Below are 17,630 nucleotides of genomic sequence, written 5' to 3' on the forward strand. Positions count from 1 at the left end.
ACTTCTTCAAACGGGGAACGCGAGAGCGTGCCCGAGAGGGCTCTCGAGGATTTCGAAGCGCTGGCCGTAGATCGCCTCCAGACGCACCGAATCCAGGACTTCCGCCGGCGGGCCTTCCGCGATCAGCGCCCCGTCGCGCAGGGCCACGAGCCGGTCGCAGAAACGCGCCGCGAGATTGATGTCGTGGAGAACGACCACGATGCCGAGCCCCCGCTCGCGGCAGAGCGAGGACAGGAGCGCCAGGACCTCCACCTGATGCGCGACGTCGAGAGCGGAGATCGGCTCATCCAGAAGCAGTGCGCCGGAGCCTTGCGCGATCAGCATGGCGATAAAGGCGCGCTGGCGCTCGCCGCCGGACAGGCTTTCGACATCGCGCCGCGCATGCTCAGTGATGCCCGTCGCATCAATCGCCTGCGCGACCGCCGCGCGGTCGGCCTCCGTCACCCGCCCGAGCGCGCCGTGCCAGGGATAGCGGCCGAGAGCCACCAGTTCCTCCACCAGCATTCCCGGCACCGGCGGGCAGGTCTGGGGCAGGAAGGCGACTTCCCGCGCAAAGGCGCGCGCGGCGAAATCCGACAGCGCCTTGCCTGCAAGACGCACCTCGCCGGCGCTCGGATCTTCCTGGCGCGCCAGGAGTTTCAGGAGCGTCGATTTGCCCGACCCGTTGCGCCCGATCAGCCCCGTCATGCGCCCGGCGGGAAAGGCGATGTCGACCGGTCCGAGCAGGCGGCGGCCGTCCACCTCGAATGTCGCGCCGTTCAGGATGAAGAGCGCGGTATCGGCATCCGGCTTGATGGGCGAAATGGCGTTCATGCGGCTTCGCGACGTGAGAGGAGGAGAAGGAGCACCGGCGCTCCGACCAGCGCGGCGATGAGGCCCGTCGGCAGTTGCCACGGAAAAACCGCCGCCCGCGCGCCGAAATCGGCAAGCGCCGCGAGGGCTGCGCCTGCCAGCAGCGAACCGCAGAGATAAGGCAGCGGCCGGCGAAGCCCGATCGCCCGCGCCGCCTGCGGAGCCATCAGGCCGACGAAGCTCAACGGGCCGAGGATCGGAGTCGCAGCGGCCGTCAACGAGGCGGCGGCAAGCAGCATGAGGAAGCGCGCGGGCGTCAACGGCACGCCGAGGGCGCGGGCGAAGAGCGGCCCGAGCGGCATCATCGCGGCCCAGCGGAACAGGAGAAGGGACAAGACGGACAGGATGGCCGCCGCCGCGAAGGTCTGACCGGCGACATCCCAGCCGATGCCGCCCGGCGCTCCCGCGAGCCAGGCGAGAAGCTGCACGGAGCGCGGATCGCCGGAAGCCGACAAGACGCCCACCACCGCATCCAGCAGAGACGACAAGGCGATGCCGGTCAGGATCACGCGTTCGGGCTGGAAGCCGGAGCGGTGCGAGAAGGACAGGATCGCGGCCAGAACCGCGAACGCGCCGAGAAGGCTGGCCACGCCCTGCCCGACGCCTCCGAGCGAAGCGCTGGCAAACAGCGTCAGGGCCACGGCAATGGTGGCCCCCGCCCCGATGCCGAGCACTTCCGGCCCGGCCAGAACGTTGCCTGTCAAGCGCTGCAGAAGCGCCCCGGCCAGCGCCAGCATCGCCCCGGCGCATAGCGTCGCGACGAGGCGCGGGCCTCGCCAAGGAAGAATATCCACGAACTCGCCCGGCGACAGGATCGTCCAGCCGCCATGAATGTCGCGGCCGATCAAGACCGAAAGCGTACCGAGGAGAACCAGTGCAAAGGCGAAAAGAACCAGGGTTCGGGCTTGCGGCCGCGCATCGGTGATGCGGGTTCTGGCGGCGGAGAGCGGCCGGGCATAGCGCTTCAAGCGCGGCAGCAGGAGGAGAAGAAGCGGCGCGCCGAGAAAGGCCGTGACCGCGCCTGTCGGCAGGAAATCCGCGAGCGCGCCGGCCGAGGCCTGCACGCCGGCATCCGTCGCCCATAGAAGAAGCGCGCCGAGAAGCGAAGACAGAAGCAGCCGCGCACCGAAACGCCGCGCGCCCGAAAGCTGCGCCAGGATCGGCGCGACGAGGCCGACGAAGCCGATGACCCCGACCGCGCTCGTCACGAAGGCGGAGAGCATGATCGACAAAGCCACCGCGAGGACGCGCAGAAGACCGACATTCATGCCGAGCGAGCGCGCATTCTCTTCGCCGAGATCGAGGAGGTTCAGCGGCCGTATAAGGAGAACCGCAAGGACTGCCGGCACGATCAGGCGAAGCGCCAGATCGCTCGTCGCCGACCAGCCCTGCTGCGACAGCGATCCCGCGCCCCAGATGAAGAGGCTGGAAAGCCAGCGGTCGTTCAGGAGAGTCAGGATCGCCGCCAGCGCTCCGCAATAAAGGCTGACCACGAGACCGGACAAAACGAGGGGCACCGGCGCGAAATCCTGCCGGCGCGTGAGAAGGAAGACGAGCCCCGCCGCGACAGTGCTTCCCGCGATCGCCACGAGATCGCGCCCGATCCCGAGAAGCGCGGGGAAGAAGAGCGTCGCCACGACCAGCGCCAGCCGCGCGCCGGCATCGAAGCCGAGCGTCGTCGGCGATGCCAGCGGGTTGCGCAGCGCCTGCTGCAGAAGAGCGCCGGATGCGCCGAGCGCCGCCCCGCAGACGAGGCTGATCGCAAGCCGCGGCAGCGTCGAATAAAGCAGCACCATCCGCTCGGGGTCATAGCCGGCGCTTGCCGCGCCTTCCCTCAGATGAAGCAGCGGCGCGTAGAGGTTCTGCGCGGTCGCCGCGACGGCCAGCACCGCAAGACCGGCAATGGCCAGAAACGGCAGGCGACGGCTCGGTGCGGCGCTCACGCGGCCTGCCTTTCGAGCTCGCCGACAACGAGATCGGCGAAGCGCAGAGCCGTGGCGACGCCGCCGAAAGTCAGCGCCGGTGGCAGAACGGAAACGCGCGCCTCCTCCACGAAGGGAAGCTCGGTCCAAAGCGGCGTGCGTTGCAAAGTCGGCATCACGTCGGGCGGTACCGGCTCGAAGATCATCAGGTGCGCGTCGCCGTAGCGCGCCAGTTCCTCGATTCCGATCGTCTCGAAGCCCCAATAGCTCGTCGGTCCCGTATAGGCGTTGGGCAGCGCGATCCGGTCGAGCGCTCCCTGAAACAGGCCCTTGCCACCGAACACGCGGACATGGCGGGCATCCACGAAACCGATGCTGAGGACCGGCGGCGCGCCGAGCCTGCGCACGCGCCGGGCAAGGTCATCGAAACGCGCGTCAGATTGCGCGAGATAAGCCTCTGCCACCTCCCGTCGATCGAGCCGTTCGCCCAGGAGGCGGGTCGCGTCGATCGATCGCGGCAGCGGCTCGGCGCCCTCCTCGTAGATGCCGACGCGCAGCACCGGCGCGATGCGCTCCAGCGTCGGCAAAACCGAATCGAGATAAGGCGTCGTCAGGATCAGTTCCGGCGCCAATCGCGCCAGAAGTTCGTAGTTCGCGGTCTGCCTGTCGCCGATGTCGATGGTGCCGGGCGGCAAGGGCGGCTCCACCACCCACTTCCCCCAATCCTCGGCCCCCGCGACCGCGAAAGCAGGCGCGCCGAGAACGACGCAGATCTCAGCGAGCGTGTAGTCCATGGAGGCGACACGGATCGGCACCGAAGCCGAGGCGGGGCGGCGAAGACCCGCCAGAAGCGCGCCAGCGACGAAACCGCGCCGGGTCGGATGAAGGATGAAGCCGGGCATCGTCCGCGTGACCGTTCGAATTGTGGACCGTCATATTCAAGTTTGAGCAGCCGTCAACGACGGGAAAGCCCTAGGGGCCGTCTTCCGCCATATTCGCGTGGGATGTCGCACATCCCCAGTCAGGAGTTCTGTCGATGTCCCTGCCCCGATTCGCCCTTGCCGGCCTTCTCGTCCTGTCGCCTTTGGCGGCGATGGCACAGGACGGCGCGTCACAGCCGCCGCGCCGCGAAATCACCGTCTCGGGGGAAGGCCAGGCGAGCGCCGCGCCCGATCTGGCGACGATCACCTTCGCGGTTCAACGCAACGCGGCAACGGCGCGCGAGGCCTTGGATCAGAGCAACGAATCAATGGCCAAGGTGATCGCCGGGATGAAGGAACTCGGCATCGAACCGCGCGATCTTCAAACGTCCGGCTTCTCGATCTCGCCGCAATACCGATATGACAACGCCAACGGCAACGAGCAGAAGCCGCCGGAACTCGTCGGCTACGAGGTGCGCAACGGGCTGACGATCCGGCTGCGCGACCTCGCCAAGTCCGGCGATATCCTCGACCGCGCCGTGACGCTCGGCGTGAATTCCGGCGGCGACATCGCGTTTGCGGTGGACAACACGGACAAGCTGCGGGTGGACGCCAAGACCGCCGCCGTGAAGGACGCCACGCAAACGGCGCGGGCCCTGGCGGAAGCCGCCGGCGTCGGGCTCGGCGATGTTGTCGGCATTCAGACGGTGGAGATGGGGATGCCGATGGTGCCCATGCCCGCCCCGATGATGCGCGCGGACGCCGCCGCCCTGAAATCGTCGGTGCCGGTGGAAGCGGGCGAAACCACGATGCGCGCCAACGTCACGATGACATTCGCGATCGTGCCCAAATCCTGACGAACGAAAACGGCCCGGCGATGTGGTCGCCGGGCCGTTCGATCGATAACAGATCCGTAAAGCTCAGCGGCGAACCGAAATCACCGGGCAACCGCGATCGTTGGCGAAGCGCACGGTCTGAAGCCGGCCACGCCGCACGCCATCCACCACGACGGAGTTCCGGCCTTCGCGCACGACGCGCGGGCGGTTCAGCCCGAGATCGTAAGCCTTGCGCACCGCGAGGCGCGGGCTGCATCCGCGATCGCGACGCTCGAAATTGCCGCGATCGCGGTCGCCACGACGGTCCCAGCCACGACGCTCGTACTGATCGCGATATTCGCGATATTGAATCGGCTCGACGCGCACACCCCCGCCGGCCACCATGCGGATATCGGATGCCGCCGCTGCGGGCGCGATCCCCAGACCCGCGAAACCCCCGACCACAGTTGCCGCGACGAGAATGCCGTGAACGAAGTTCCTGATCATGTCCAACCTCCTGTCTCGGCTCCGAAAGCGGGGCTTCCGTGCCGGCCGGAACAACCTATGGCGCTTCCCGCCTGAACGCAGACGGAAGACCTCGTTCATTCCGCGTTCAATGAAGTCGCGGCCATCGAAGGAGTTCTCGGGCAAAAAGGCCAGCTTCGCGTCGCGTGGGACGAGCCGGAATGTCGCAATCAATACTTCCCTGGCGTCATACAGGCGTAGGATGGTCGGAACGTTCGCTTGCGGGTGCCGTCGGATGCCATCCTTCGTATCGAGCCTGATCGCTTCGACTTGGCTCCGCGTGTTGGCGCGAATCGTTCTGACTTTCGCCTTCTGGGGAAGCGGTTTGTCGAAGCTGATCGACTTCCCGAACGGCGTCGCCGAGATGGCCCGTTACGGGCTGGAGCCAGCCATCGCGTTCAACATCGCCTCGATCGTGACCCTTCTTGTTGGCTCCGCCCTTGTGATCCTCGATCGAATGGCTTGGCTGGGCGCAGGAGCGCTCGCCGTCTTCACGGTGCTGACCATTCCGATCGTCCACCATTTCTGGACCATGACCGGGGAGGAGGCGATGATCCACTTCTTCTTCGCGACCGAACACGTGTCGCTGATCGGCGGGTTGATGGTGGCGGCGATCCTGTCGGGATCGCGCAAGCGCAGCGTTCCGCGCCAGAACAACCCTTCGCTGCTTCGAACCGTTTGACGATGGGCGACCGCTAAGCTCAGCGGTCGTCTGGTGAATTGCCGTCACCGCTTCGTCATTGATCCTATCTTAGGTCTTTCAAGGCGATATCCCCGTCAAATCATGGGGATAGCGATGAGCGATTCCATCTCTCCATCGGAAGCCTTCCGGATCAGCTACCCCCTGATGGTGGGCGCATTCCTCATCAGCGGCACGGCCATGCTTTGGCCGGCGGAGCGCGCTTCGCTGACCGCCGATCTGCTCGGCGTGGTGTCCGTCGCCTTTCTCGTCGCCGGTCTCGGGCTCGCGCTTCGCATCCGGCGGTTGACGCTCGCCTTTTTCGAGCGGTCCGAAACGGAGCGCAGCCTCGGCAACAGCCGCCTCAGCCGCGACGAGATGACGGACGCGTTGCTGCGCCGCGCCTTCATGGAAGCGGCAACCGCGATGGCGACCAAGCGACATGGACCGCAGCGCTCGCTGATGCTCGTGGATATCGATCATCTGAAGACGCTCAACGACGCGCTCGGCCATCAAGTGGGGGACGCGGCGATCGCCCGGCTCGGCGCGGAACTGCGCAAGACCTTTCCCCGCGCGCTGATCGGCCGGCTCGGCGGCGACGAATTCTGCGTCCTGTGCGAGCACGACGGCGAGAATGCCTTCGAAACCCATGCCGAGGCCATGCGGGTCGCGTTGCGCCATCCCGCGCCCGCCGCCGGCCAAACCATCGGCGTTTCCATCTCGGCGGGCATCCTGCACCTTCCGTCCAACCGCGTTTTCCTGAACGAGATGCTGCACCACGCCGATCTGGCGCTTTATGCCAGCAAGAAGGGCGGCCGCGACCGGATCACCGTCTTCACTTCCGATATGCTGAAAGACGCCCAGCAGCGCCGCTTCATCGAGCGGGAGCTGCGCTCGGCGATCCTCCTTAACGAACTCGACGTCGCCTATCAGCCCATCGTCGACGGCACGGGCCGGGTCATTGCGATGGAAGCGCTGGTGCGTTGGCACCATGCCGTGCGCGGGCCGATCCCGCCTTCGGACTTCGTTCCGGTGGCCGAGGAAACGACTCTGATCGATCTTCTCGGCGAATGGGTGCTGCGACGCGCCTGCCGGGATGCGGCGGACTTCGGCGACCTGAAGGTCGGGGTGAACATCTCGGCCAACCAGATCAAGCGCGACCTGATCGAGGAAACCGTTGCGGCGGTGCTGCGCGACACGGGTCTCGCGCCGAGCCGGCTGGTGCTGGAAATCACCGAGTCGGCCGCGATCGTCCTGACCCCGGCGATGCGCCAACGTCTCGTGCGCCTGACGGAGATGGGCGTCGGCATCGCGCTTGACGATTTCGGCACCGGCTATTGCGGTATCGGTTATCTGCGCGCCTTCCCCATCCGGTCCCTGAAGATCGATCGCAGCTTCGTTTCGAGCCTCGGTCGAGACAAGGTCGACGACGCCATCGTTTCCGCCATCATCCATGTCGGACGCACGATGTAGATCGGCGTGGTCGCCGAAGGGATCGAGACCGAGGAGCAGATGCGCCTCGCGAAAGCGGCCGGCTGCAACCTCTTCCAAGGCTACCACATCGCCCGGCCGATGCCGAAACCGGACCTCATCGCGTTTCTTGGCAAGGAACCGAGCGAGGAGGCACGGCGCAAGGCTTGTTGAGCACCCGCCCAGCGGGAGGGTTTCAATCCTCCTCGTCGCGCCCCTCGGCGGGGGTCAGCCCAAGCGCGGCAAGCGTCACGGAAAGGTCAACGGAGCCGGCCATCAGTTGGTCGTTTGGCCCGAACACGCGTCTCGTGCGGTAGCCCTCGACGCCGAGCGTGCGGAACATCAGTGTTTCCAGCGTCTTCGCATTCACCACCCAGACTTCGGGAATGCCGTAGGCGGCGTAGATCGAGATCTTGCGGCCCGTGTCGTAGAGAAGGCTCGAATCCGCCACCTCGATCGCCAGAAGCACATCAGGGCCGCGCACGGGTCCAGGCAGAACCAAAGCCGGAAACAGGCAGAAGTCCGGTTCGAGGAAGCTTCGCTCGTCCAAGCGAAGCGTCGTTTCCTGTGCGATGACGAACTCGTCGCCGATTGTCCGCTGCAAGGAACGATTCAGAACGACCTTCACCCATTCGTGTCGCGCGCCCTTGGGCGACATCGGCACCACCTCCCCGCCGATCATCTCGAACCGCTCGTCCTCGGACAGGATGCCCGCCTTCACCATCGCCTCCACCTCGGCGACCGTCCAGGCGCGGCGCGGCATGGCTTCGGCGGCCATGGTCGTGCCGGGCGGTGATGCCTTCGCGATGGAAGCATGATGGTTCATGGGCTGAGAGACTAGCAGAATCGACCATAAGAAAAAGGGCGCCCGCATGGACGCCCTTTCGTTTCTGGAATCCGCAGCGGCTCAGCTATCCAGAAAGGACCGGAGCTTGCGCGACCGGCTGGGGTGCTTGAGCTTCCTCAGCGCCTTCGCCTCGATCTGGCGGATACGCTCGCGTGTCACCGAAAACTGCTGGCCGACTTCTTCCAGCGTGTGGTCGGTGTTCATGCCGATGCCGAAGCGCATGCGAAGCACGCGCTCCTCGCGCGGGGTCAGGCTCGCCAGAACCCGCGTGGTGGTTTCGCGCAGGTTCGCCTGGATCGCCGCGTCGATCGGCAGGATGGCGTTCTTGTCCTCGATGAAGTCGCCGAGATGCGAATCCTCCTCGTCGCCCACCGGCGTTTCGAGCGAGATCGGCTCCTTGGCGATCTTCAGGACCTTGCGTACCTTTTCCAGCGGCATGGCCAGCTTTTCGGCCAGTTCCTCCGGCGTCGGCTCGCGGCCGATCTCGTGCAGCATCTGGCGCGAAGTCCGCACGATCTTGTTGATCGTCTCGATCATGTGGACCGGAATGCGGATCGTGCGCGCCTGATCGGCGATCGAGCGGGTGATCGCCTGCCTGATCCACCACGTTGCATAGGTCGAGAACTTGTAGCCGCGCCGATACTCGAACTTATCGACCGCCTTCATCAGGCCGATATTGCCTTCCTGGATGAGGTCAAGGAACTGAAGGCCGCGGTTCGTGTACTTCTTGGCGATCGAGATCACGAGACGCAGATTCGCCTCGACCATCTCCTTCTTGGCCTGCCGTGCTTCGCGCTCGCCCTTCTGCACCATGTGGACGATGCGTCGGAACTCGGTGATCTCGAGACCGGTCTCGGAGGCCAGGCTCTGGATCTCGCCGCGAAGGCCCCGGATGCCTTCCTTCTCGGTGGACGCGAACTTCGCCCAGCCCTTGCCGGACAGGTTGGCGATGGAGCGGGTCCAGTTCGGGTCGAGCTCCGAGCCCTGGTAGCTCTTCAGGAACTCGTCGCGCTTCACGCCGTAGCTTTCGGCGAGGCGCAGAAGCTTGCCCTCGTTGGACACGAGCCGCTTGTTGATGTCGTAGAGCTGCGCGACGAGCGAATCGATGCGGTTCTGGTTGAGGAGCAGGCTCTTCACTGCCGTGACGAGCTCTTCCTTCAACTTCTTGTAGGAACGCTCCTGGCTGGAGGAAAGCGCGCCGGTCGCGGCGAGCCGCGCTTCGACCTGCTGGTCCTGCAGCTTGCGCAGGCGCTTGTAGGAGTCGGCGATCAGGTCGAAGGTGGCGAGCACCTGCGGACGAATCTCGGCTTCCATCGCGGCGAGCGACAGCGAGTTCTCCAGATCGTCCTCGTCGTCCTCTTCCTCGCCGATCCGCTCCGGCGGCAACCCGCCCTCGCCTTCCTCGTTTTCGCCTTCGGCCGCGGCGACCTGTGGCTGGCGGGCTTCCGGTCCGGCATAGGTCGCTTCGAGGTCGATGACCTCGCGCAGCATGATGTTGCCTTCCACCAGTTCGTCGCGCCAGATGATGATGGCCTGGAAGGTCAGCGGGCTTTCGCAAAGGCCCGCGATCATGGTCTCGCGGCCGGCCTCGATGCGCTTGGCGATGGCGATTTCACCCTCGCGCGACAAAAGCTCGACCGAGCCCATCTCGCGAAGATACATGCGCACGGGATCGTCCGTGCGGTCGCCGGCTTCCTTGCGCGTCGTGGTCGCGACGGCGGTGGTCGAGGCCTCGACGAGTTCGGTGGAGCCTTCCTCGGCCTCCTTCTCCTCGGCTTCCTCTTCCTCGCCCTCTTCGACGACGTTGATGCCCATGTCGTTCAACATGGCCATCGTGTCCTCGATCTGCTCGGAGGTCACTTCCTCCGACGAGAGAACTGAATTCAACTGGTCCATGGTGACGAAGCCGCGCTTCTTGGCGGCTTTGATCATCTTCTTGACCGCGTCGTCGGAAAGGTCCAGCAATGGGCTGTCAGGCGTGTCCTGACGCTCCTCGACAGCAGCTTCGCTTTCCTTGGCCTTCGTCGCCATCTGCGTATCCGTCTCCAAGACCCGCAACGCTCGCCCTGCCGTAGACGGCGCGCGGCGGGTGTCGCCAATCACCAATAGAAGCGGAGCATTAACGTTCGACTAACCATGTAGGTCCGTCGAAGCGAAGTTCCGCTCGAAGGTCCTCGCTCGCAAAGAGCACAGAACCGAAGGATTTCAAGTCCGGGGCCAGAACACCGTGCGGGTATTCGGCAAGCGCCCGTCCCGTGCAACGGGCCGGCCAGCCGCGTTCCCGTCGTGGCTTACGACCGCGGGCCCATACACCCCAACAACCTGAAAAGCCAGCAATTACGGCACCGGAACCGAAACGAGGCTCCGAAAGATTCGAACCCCGTTTCCGACCCGATGGTCTAGTAGCTCTTCATCGCGCGGCCCGAAAGGACGCCGAAGCCGTCGATCAGGGCCTCGGTCCCGTGCAGCGTTTCGATTTCTCGTTTGACTTCCACGACATGAAGATAGGCAGCCTCGGAAGGATCGTGCCCGAGAGCCTCCTCGGCGCTGCGCAGTTCCTTATTTAGGGATCGCGAGCGATGGTGCAAGTGAAGCGCCTGCCGCACCGCCTCGCGCGCGTCTTCCGGCGCGGCGTTTTCCAGAAACGGCCACAGGCGCAAGCGTCGCATCATATCGCAGCACGCCTCGAAGACGGGCTTCAGCCCGGTGCGGTCGAGCCGCTCCAGCAGTTCCTCGCGCGAAGCCGGTTGATGATCGGCATAGATGTCGAGAACCGCCGATCGCAGGCGGGCGAGATCGCCTTCCGGCAGTTCCAGCCCGTCGAAATAATCGAAGCCCTCGTGGAAGAGCTGCGGGTGGTTGATGAAGCCGACGACGATCGCGGTTTCGCGCGGCGAAGCGACTGTCTCGGGCTTGCGCATCAGGTTGGAGCGCGTCAGCCGGTCGGACACGACATGCCGCCGCCCCTGCCCGCCCGCCCCGCCGCCGGACCGGTAGCCGCCGCCCTCATACCCACCGCTGCCCCGGCTGCCGTTCGAACCCTGCCTCCGGTCGCCGTTGTTGCGCCAGTTGCCGTTGCGCCGTGTTTCGGAGGGCGGGGGCCCGAAAAAGGCGCGCAGCCGCTCGTCCATGTCCTGCGCGTAATGGCGGCGCACGCTTTCGTCGCCGATCTGGCGCACCAGCGCCTTCACGCGGTGTTCCAGTTCCGCGCGCCGTTCCGGCGTGTCGAAGATGCCGCCGCCGGTTTCGCGCATCCAGATGAGATCGGCGAGCGGGCGCGCTTGGCCGAGCACCTCGCGAAAGGCGTCCGGCCCGCCGTCCCGCACGAGATCGTCAGGGTCCTTGCCGCCCGGCAGAAGCACGAATCGCAAGGAACGGCCGGGCGCGAGCAACGGCAAAGCCAGTTCGGCCGCGCGGTTGGCGGCCTTCACGCCGGCCGCGTCGCCGTCGAAGCACAGGATCGGCTCCGGCGTCGTTCGCCAGAGCAAATCGAGCTGCCGGTCGGTCATGGCCGTGCCGAGCGGCGCGACGGCGTTCTCGAAACCGGCCTGATGGAGCGCGATCACGTCCATGTAGCCTTCAACGAGAACGAGCGTCCCGGCAGCCTTCACCGCACGCCGGGCTCTGGCGAGGTTGAAAAGGGTCGAGCCTTTGTTGAAGACCTCGGTTTCCGGCGAATTCAGATATTTCGCCTGCGCCTCGGCCGACATGGCGCGCCCGCCGAAGGCGATCACGCGCTCGCGCACGTCCTCGATCGGAAACATCACGCGGTCGCGGAACCGATCGTAGGAAACGGCGATGCCCTCGCCATGGACGACAAGGCCCGCACCCTCGATCTCCCCCTTGCCGACGCCCTTGCCGGCCAGGAACTCCTTCAGTCGGTTGCGGCTTTCCGGCGCGTAGCCGAGGCCGAAGGTCTTTTGCGTCGCGGCGGAAAGCCCGCGATCCCTTAAGTACGCCCTCGCCTTGGCACCGTCCGCCTCGTGCAGCACGCTTTGAAAGAACGCGCTCGCGTGCTTCAACGCGTCGAGGATCGTCGCGCGCTGTTCGTCGCGTTTTTCCTGCTGCGCGTCCCGGGCCGGCATGGGGAGACCGGCTTCCGCCGCCATGCGTTCCACGGCTTCGGGAAAGCTCATGCCTTCGAGCTCGGTCAGGAAGCGGAAATGATCGCCCGACACGCCGCAGCCGAAGCAATGGTAGCGCCCCTTGGCGTCCTCGCAGTGGAAGCTCGGGCTCTTCTCGCCGTGAAACGGACAACAGGCCCAGTAGTCGCCGCGCCCCGGCTGGGACTTGCGGCGATCCCATGTCACGCGCCGGCGGATCACGTCCGAGATGGGGACGCGCTGGCGAATGTCATCGAGGAAGCTCGGCGGAAAGCGCATCGGCCCTTTGGCAGTGAGGCAGGCTGAACGGCAGCCCTTAGCACGACCATAGTTAAGAAGCCGATGCGGCGGTTTTCAGTCCCCGGCCACCACGGGGCAGAGGCCGCTCAGAAGCGGTAGCGCACCGTGCCGATGACGCTGCGGCCCTCGTCGCGGTAGCAGTAGGCGGCCTGACAGGTATCGCCGCGCTTGTCGAAGAGGTTCCTGGCATTCACCTGCGCGAAGATGCCGTCGAGCTTGGGGTCCGCCTTGCCGAAGTCGTAGGACAGCTTGGCATCCACGAAGATGCGGTCGTCGTTCCTGTCCGTGTTGGTGTCGTCGGTCCAACTTTCGCCGACATAGCGAAGCCCGCCGCCGAAGCCGAGACCGGCCGCAGCGCCGCTCTGCACCGTATAATCGCTCCAGACCGAGAACTGGTTGGACGGAATACCGGACGGGAAGGCCCCGTCGCTGTCGCCGCCAATGACTTCAAGATCGAGATAGGTATAGGCGGCCGTCAGGTTCAGGCCGGCGGCGAGGCTCGTGGTCGCCTCGAGTTCGAAGCCTTTCGATTCCACCTCGCCGCGCTGAAGCTGGAAGCCCGCGTTCAGCGGATCGGGTGTTCGCACATTGGTCTGGCGGATGCGGAACAAAGCGGCGTTGATCGTCAGATTCAGATCATCCGGCGCGTACTTGATGCCGATTTCCTCCTGCTCGCCTTCCGTCGGCTTGAACGTCGAGCCGTCGAAACCGCGACCGATCTCCGGCGCGAAGGAGGTGGAATAGCTGACATAGGGCGAGATGCCGTTGTCGAAGAGATAGTTCAGCCCGACGCGGCCGGAGAACTTTTCGTTGTCCTGCTCTTGGCTCGATGCACCGATGAAGTTGAAGTTCTTTGTCGTCAGCCAGTCGTAGCGCCCGCCGAGCGTGAGGACGAAGCGGTTGTATTCAAGCTGGTCTTGCGCATAGAGGCCGACCTGCCCTTGCTGCGTGATCCCATCCGCCAGAGCATAGCCGTTCGGTGCCCCGATCGGCTGTTCGCCGTAGTTTCGGCGGGAGAGATCGAGGTCGGGGGCCGGTCCGAAGCCGATCTTGTCGCTCACATCGACATAAGTATAGTCGAGCCCGCCGAGCAGCGTGTGCTTCACCGGACCGGTCGAAAAGTTCGCCTGCGCCTGGTTGTCCACCGCGAAGGAGTTCAGGTCGTCGGTGATCCGCCACGCCGAACGCTCGGCCCGGTTCTCGCTGCGGATCAGGCGGTCGATCTGCGTGTATTTCACATCGGCGTCGATATGGGCGTAGCGCAGGTTCTGCCGGACGGTGAAGGTGTCGTCGAACCGGTGCTCGAACTCGTAGCCGATCCGTCCCTGCTCGCCGTCGAAATCGCCGAAGGCAGGATCGCCGCTCTCGAAGTTGGTAATCCGACCGTTTTCATTGACGTAGGACGCATTGCCGCCGGTCGTGAAATCCATGTATTCGCCGAGCACGGTGAGTTGCGTGTTGCGGTCGTCGGAGCGGATCGTCAGGGCTGGCGCGATGAAGGTGCGGTCGTCAGGCGCGCTGGCGAGATCGGTCTCGGCGTCGCGCGCCAGCCCCGTGATTCGATAAAGCACGTTGTCGCTGTTTCCGAGCGGGCCGGATGCGTCGAAGCTCGCCTGATAACGTTTGTTGGTGCCGATCTCGCCGACGATCTCGCGGAATGGCGCTTCCGTCGGGCGCTTCGACACCAGATTGACGATGCCGCCGGGCGAGCCGCCGCCGTAGAGCACAGAACTCGGTCCCTTGAGGATCGAGATGCCTTCCAGCCCGTAGGGTTCGGTCTTGAAGATGGAGAAGTTGCCGTTCAGCTCGCGCAGACCATCGCGATAAACGCCCGTGTAGGTCACGTCGAAGCCGCGGATATAGAAGCTGTCGAAGCGCGGATCGAACCCGAAGGCGCCGATGCGGACGCCCGGGGTGTAGGTCAGCGCCTCGGAAAGCGTCTGGACGTTGCGGTCCTCCAGTTGCTGGCGCGAAACGACGTTGATCGTTTGCGGAACTTTTTTCAGTTCCGTGTCGGTCTTCGTGCCGACCGCCGCGGATTTGGCGACGTAGCCATTGGTTTCCAACCCGCCGCCGGCGCCATCGCCGGGTGTCGCCTGCGCACTGCCGTTGCCGCCTCGAACTCCCTCCGCCGCGTCGATCGTCACCGTATCGAGTTCGATCGCCTGCTGCGCTTTGGCGGTCGCGCCGATCGCGAAACAGGATGCGCCGAGAAGCGCGACGCGGGTGATACGAAGAAGAAGACGGGAGCGATCCACCGAACGAGCCTCGCGGTCATGATGCCGACGCGGCACATGCCGCTTCCGTTCGTCTGTAAAACATGAGTATGAGAGTCAATAATTAGAACGGCAGAATCCGCCGGATCGATCGGTTGCGGTCCGATCGAGGCCTGTTCCATCGGTGAAAGCGGCAAAAGGGCAACGGAATTTGGAAGGCTTCCAGACAAATTCAGCGAGTGGTGACGTCGTGCTTTTGCCCGGCACCCGCGCCTACGACCTCCCGTCCGCCGGCAACGGCGAAACCTATCGGATCTTCGTTCACGTCCCTTCCACGCCTGCGCCGAAGGACGGATGGCCGCTGCTCGCCATCGTGGACGGCAACGCCATGATCGGCTTGGCGGTCGAGACGTCGCGCGTCCAGTCGCGCTATCCCGCCAGCACCGATGTCGAGCCCGGCGTGATCGTCGCGGTCGGCTATCCGACGGACGAGCCCTACGATCCGCTGCGCCGGTCCTTCGATCTCAGCCCGCCGCCCGGCCGCACCTATCCGCCCTTCACCGAAGGCGGGCCGGTGGTACGTACCGGCGGCGCGGTTGCGTTCCAGCGATTCATCGAAGACGAGGTGCTTCCCTTCGTGGATCGCCTCGCGCGGATCGACCCGGCGCGGCGAACCCTGTTCGGCCATTCGTTCGGCGGGCTCTTCGCGCTTTGGGTGATGTTTTCGGGCTCGGCCGCGTTCCGGCGCTTCGTGGCCGCGAGCCCGACGATCTATTGGGAGGACGGTCTCCTTCTGGATGCCGAACGTCTCTACGCTCCGCCGGGCGACGATGCGCCGGTGATCGTGCATCTGTCGGCCGGGGAACACGAAGGCGACGCGCTCGCGCCCTTCCAATACGGGCGCGAGGACAGCCAAAAGCGTCTGGAGAAGGCCGCGGAAGCCCGAACGCTCCGGCTCGCCCGCGAAATGGCGGCGCGGCTCGATGCGCTTCCCGGCGTTTCGTCCCGCTTCGAGGTTTTCGGCGGCGAAACGCATATGTCGGTTCTCGCCGCCGCCACGTCGCGGGCGGTGAACGTCGCCTTCGCCATCAAGCGCCCGTGAGGGCTGCCTTCACGACGCCGTTGGCCTTGCCGAAGTCCATGCTGCCGGCGTGTTTGGCCTTCAGGACGCCCATCACCTTGCCCATGTCGCTCATGGCTTTCGCGCCCGTCTCGGCGATGGCGGCATCCACCGCCGCGCGCATTTCGGCCTCGCCCATCTGCTGCGGCATGAAGCCTTGGATGATCGCGATCTCCTCGCGCTCGACCTCGGCGAGTTCCGGCCGGCCGTTCTCGGCATAGATCTTGGCCGATTCCTCGCGCTGCTTGATCATCTTGGCGAGAACCTGAAGCAGCTCGTCGTCGCCCGCCGCGTCCTTGCCCGCCGTCCGGTTGGCGATGTCGCGGTCCTTGAACGCCGCGCTCACGAGGCGCAGCGTGCCGGTGCGCCGCTTGTCCCCATCCTTCAACGCCTGCTTCAGCGCCGTTGCGATCTCGTCGCGCATGACCTGGGCCCTCTTTCGTCGTTCGTCTCGGAAGCGGCGAGGTAGACTCCGCCACCGGCACCGCGCAACCCTCTTGCGTTCGATGGCTCTTGCGGCGATATGCGAGGGGATACGGACAAAACGGGTGAGGACGACCGCGAAGGGGAATGCTTCCTTGCGCGTCGTTTCGACCGACCAAAGCTCAAGGTGACGCCATGACCGACGGATGGAGCATCGCCAAGCCCACCGCACTTCTCGTTCTCGCGGATGGAACGGTGATCGAGGGCGAAGGCATCGGGCGCGTCGGCCGCGCCATCGGCGAGGTCTGCTTCAACACCGCGCTGACCGGCTACCAGGAGATCCTGACGGACCCCTCCTACGCCAAGCAGATCGTCACCTTCACCTTCCCCCATATCGGCAATGTCGGGGCGAACGCGGAGGATATCGAAGACCTCGTGCCCGCCAACGCCCATGGCGCGGTCGGCGCCGTGTTCCGCGCCGAAGTCACGGAGCCCTCGAACTATCGCGCCGCCGGCGGTCTCGACCATTGGCTGAAGGAGCGCGGCATCGTCGCGATCTCCGGCATCGACACCCGCGCCCTCACCGCGCATATCCGCGAGAACGGCATGCCGAACGCGGTGATCGCCCACGACCCGGACGGCAATTTCGACGTGGAATCCTTGAAGCGCGAGGCCGCCGAATGGACGGGCCTCGTCGGGCTCGACCTCGCCAAGGACGTCGCTTCCAACGCGACGGAAGTCTGGGACGAAGAACCGTGGCAGTGGAACGCCGGCTACGGCCGCAATTCCGAACCGCGCTGCACGGTGGTCGCCATCGACTACGGCACCAAGCGCAACATCCTGCGCCTGATGACCGGGCGCGGCGCGCGCGTCGTGCTTCTGCCCCCGACGGCGACGCCGGACGAGGTGATGGCGCATAAGCCGGACGGCATCTTCCTGTCGAACGGCCCCGGCGATCCGGCGGCGACGGGCGAATATGCCGTGCCGACGATCCAGAAGCTCATCGAGACCGGCGTGCCGATGTTCGGCATCTGCCTCGGCCATCAGATGCTGGCGCTGGCGCTCGGCGGCCGAACGGAAAAGATGCACCAGGGCCATCACGGCGCGAACCATCCGGTGAAAGACTTCACCACCGGCAAGGTCGAGATCGTCTCGATGAACCACGGCTTCGCGGTGGCCGCCGATTCGCTGCCCGAATCGGTGGAGGAAACCCACGTCTCGCTGTTCGACCGCTCCAATTGCGGTTTGAAGCTGAAGGACGCTCCGGTCTTCTCGGTGCAGCACCACCCGGAAGCCTCGCCCGGCCCGCAGGACTCGCACTACCTCTTCGACCGGTTTTTCGACCTGATCGACGCGAACAAGAACAAGCCCACGGCAGCGTAACCGTATGAGGCGACCGGAAGGCCGCCTCGCTTTTCTTTTGCTCGCTCTGGATCGT

At 65.4% G+C, this 17,630-nt stretch carries 13 protein-coding genes and 1 pseudogene; 5 read left to right on the forward strand and 9 right to left on the reverse strand.

Annotation, left to right across the window (positions count from 1 at the left end; all coding sequences use genetic code 11):
• Nucleotides 1-6 precede the first annotated feature (6 nt).
• From F9929_RS07825 to F9929_RS07835, 3 genes are read right to left on the reverse strand one after another with little or no spacing between them, the layout of a single operon-like run.
• Nucleotides 7-813 carry an ABC transporter ATP-binding protein gene (locus tag F9929_RS07825; protein WP_152045998.1) on the reverse strand — a complete coding sequence of 269 codons (807 nt, stop codon included), beginning with the start codon at nt 811-813 and terminating at the stop codon, nt 7-9.
• Nucleotides 810-2,795, reverse strand: a complete 1,986-nt coding sequence (gene fhuB / locus F9929_RS07830; RefSeq protein ID WP_152045999.1) for a Fe(3+)-hydroxamate ABC transporter permease FhuB — start codon at nt 2,793-2,795, stop codon at nt 810-812. The genes F9929_RS07825 and fhuB overlap by 4 nt, the downstream gene beginning before the upstream one ends.
• Nucleotides 2,792-3,676: an ABC transporter substrate-binding protein gene (locus F9929_RS07835; RefSeq protein WP_152046000.1), complete on the reverse strand. Its 885-nt coding sequence runs from the start codon at nt 3,674-3,676 to the stop codon at nt 2,792-2,794. Before F9929_RS07835 ends, fhuB begins: the two co-directional genes overlap by 4 nt.
• A gap of 134 nt (nt 3,677-3,810) precedes the next feature.
• Between F9929_RS07835 and F9929_RS07840 the strand changes: the two genes are divergently transcribed.
• Nucleotides 3,811-4,551 (forward strand): SIMPL domain-containing protein, encoded by a 741-nt coding sequence (locus F9929_RS07840; protein WP_152046001.1) that lies wholly within the window; start codon nt 3,811-3,813, stop codon nt 4,549-4,551.
• Between the two features lie 63 nt (nt 4,552-4,614).
• Here the strand turns inward: F9929_RS07840 and F9929_RS07845 are convergent, their stop codons facing one another.
• Nucleotides 4,615-5,016 carry a hypothetical protein gene (locus tag F9929_RS07845; RefSeq protein WP_152046002.1) on the reverse strand — a complete coding sequence of 134 codons (402 nt, stop codon included), beginning with the start codon at nt 5,014-5,016 and terminating at the stop codon, nt 4,615-4,617.
• A 253-nt stretch (nt 5,017-5,269) separates the two neighbouring features.
• Here F9929_RS07845 and F9929_RS07850 point away from each other — a divergent pair, with 253 nt between their 5' ends.
• On the forward strand, nt 5,270-5,716 hold the full coding sequence (locus F9929_RS07850; protein ID WP_152046003.1) for a DoxX family protein: 447 nt from the start codon (nt 5,270-5,272) through the stop codon (nt 5,714-5,716).
• A 375-nt stretch (nt 5,717-6,091) separates the two neighbouring features.
• Nucleotides 6,092-7,357: pseudogene (locus F9929_RS07855) on the forward strand (putative bifunctional diguanylate cyclase/phosphodiesterase).
• Between the two features lie 22 nt (nt 7,358-7,379).
• Here the strand turns inward: F9929_RS07855 and F9929_RS07865 are convergent.
• The 4 genes from F9929_RS07865 to F9929_RS07880 form a co-directional block, all read right to left on the reverse strand.
• Nucleotides 7,380-7,961, reverse strand: a complete 582-nt coding sequence (locus F9929_RS07865; RefSeq protein ID WP_235919110.1) for a Uma2 family endonuclease — start codon at nt 7,959-7,961, stop codon at nt 7,380-7,382.
• Nucleotides 7,962-8,090: 129 nt separating this feature from the next.
• A complete protein-coding gene (gene rpoD / locus F9929_RS07870) occupies nt 8,091-10,061 on the reverse strand; it encodes an RNA polymerase sigma factor RpoD (protein WP_152046007.1) in 1,971 nt (656 codons plus the stop codon).
• A 368-nt stretch (nt 10,062-10,429) separates the two neighbouring features.
• Nucleotides 10,430-12,412 (reverse strand): DNA primase, encoded by a 1,983-nt coding sequence (gene dnaG / locus F9929_RS07875; protein WP_152046008.1) that lies wholly within the window; start codon nt 12,410-12,412, stop codon nt 10,430-10,432.
• 107 nt (nt 12,413-12,519) lie between these two features.
• Nucleotides 12,520-14,691, reverse strand: a complete 2,172-nt coding sequence (locus F9929_RS07880; protein ID WP_152046009.1) for a TonB-dependent siderophore receptor — start codon at nt 14,689-14,691, stop codon at nt 12,520-12,522.
• A gap of 208 nt (nt 14,692-14,899) precedes the next feature.
• Here F9929_RS07880 and F9929_RS07885 point away from each other — a divergent pair, with 208 nt between their 5' ends.
• Entirely contained in the window at nt 14,900-15,751 is an 852-nt protein-coding gene (locus tag F9929_RS07885) for an alpha/beta hydrolase (protein WP_152046010.1), read from the forward strand.
• On the opposite strand, the gene F9929_RS07890 is transcribed toward F9929_RS07885, so the two are convergent.
• Entirely contained in the window at nt 15,738-16,193 is a 456-nt protein-coding gene (locus F9929_RS07890) for a GatB/YqeY domain-containing protein (RefSeq protein WP_152046011.1), read from the reverse strand. The two genes, F9929_RS07885 and F9929_RS07890, sit on opposite strands and share 14 nt — an antisense overlap.
• A 194-nt stretch (nt 16,194-16,387) precedes the next feature.
• Here F9929_RS07890 and carA point away from each other — a divergent pair, with 194 nt between their 5' ends.
• Complete coding sequence (gene carA, locus F9929_RS07895; protein WP_152046012.1) at nt 16,388-17,575, forward strand: glutamine-hydrolyzing carbamoyl-phosphate synthase small subunit; 1,188 nt, start codon at nt 16,388-16,390, stop codon at nt 17,573-17,575.
• Nucleotides 17,576-17,630: the final 55 nt, after the last annotated feature.

The sequence above is a fragment of the Aureimonas psammosilenae genome, from assembly GCF_009176975.1.
GTDB classification, from domain to species: domain Bacteria; phylum Pseudomonadota; class Alphaproteobacteria; order Rhizobiales; family Rhizobiaceae; genus Plantimonas; species Plantimonas psammosilenae.